A 1,278-nucleotide genomic window follows, 5' to 3' on the forward strand; every position below is an offset into this window, starting at 1 on the left:
ACGAAAAATTGCGAATAGCATTGTAAGTAATATACTTTCCACCAATTAACTTTGAAAGCACCGCAATCATCAACAATCCTGATGCGGCACCAAAGTAACCATTATATAGTCCGATTAAAATAACACTTAACCACTTGATAAATGTTATAACTGTACTACCTTTTTTCGTGTCATTTTTTGAAGCACTTGGCCACAATAACATAATTCCAGCCAATAATATAAAAAGCGGAACAATTTTTTTAAAACCAGAATTTGAACTATGAATTAAAATAAGGGCACCCAGAACACTTCCAGTAGTACTCAAAGAGGCAACTATTATCGCCATCTTCCAGTGATTACGAAGCTCTTTAAGAGAAGATGCAATTGTTCCAACACCAGCTCCCACGGTAGCAACCGTGATAGTAGCATTAGCAGATATTGGAGGTACCCCAATCGACAATAAAACTGGATAAAGAGTCAAAGAAGCCATTCCAATAATACCTGTTAAAATCCCAGCTAATAGACTCATGAATATCAAATAAACCGTTGTGAGCAATATAATCTCTTTCTCCAACGGCACAATTTTGTTTCGGATACGCCTGCACTTACCGATTAATATTATATATGTTAAAGCGAATCAAAAATTGTGTCAAACGATGAGTTTAATTACTTATTTATTTGAAACAAAAAAAACAGAAAATTCCATTTTTGGAATTTCTGGTTTTCTTTTACTTGATATATTAATAAACTGGTCGATCTTCACCTTCCGTATCAGCAGCGGCGATACCAACAGAATCGTTCTTCAAATATTCTGAATCAACAATGATTTTAACAATTACATCTGCCATACTTTGGCGAGAACCTGAAACACCAACATATTGGTCATTTTTGTGAGTAATCGTATATTTAACTTCATCACGATCATTCAACCATGGAAAACGTAATGTAGTATAAGTTAGATCAGATTCAGATAAGAGTTTGTCAGCATTGATTGCTGCATCTAAACCACTTTGAACCATCTCATCATTCCAACGACCGAATTCACCAGGAACTTCATGATAAAGTCCCAACAAACTTGATTCAATAATACGGTCAACATTATTTTCCTTCATCGATTTAATTACATTCTTAGTAATGACATTGTCGTTAGTGTGATCAACCATCGCAATATAAACTACATCTTGACCTTTCATAGTAGCATTGACGGCATCATAATCAGTAATATCTCCGTCAACAAGTGTTACATTTTCATTGTCGTCCAAATCAGCTAGTCGTTGACTATTACGTAAGAATAAAGTC

The 1,278-nt window shown here is 34.7% G+C and carries 2 protein-coding genes; both read right to left on the bottom strand.

Going from position 1 to position 1,278, the window contains the following annotated elements:
• The coding region (locus tag FHL06_RS13395; protein ID WP_153387118.1) for a sulfite exporter TauE/SafE family protein at positions 1-535 on the bottom strand (535 nt) is incomplete at its 3' end.
• A 184-nt stretch (positions 536-719) separates the two neighbouring features.
• A partial coding sequence (locus FHL06_RS13400) for an NAD(P)H-binding protein (protein WP_153387120.1) occupies positions 720-1,278 on the bottom strand: 559 nt, incomplete at its 5' end.

Source organism: Companilactobacillus halodurans, from assembly GCF_009600985.1.
In the GTDB taxonomy this organism is placed as follows: Bacteria; Bacillota; Bacilli; order Lactobacillales; family Lactobacillaceae; genus Companilactobacillus; species Companilactobacillus halodurans.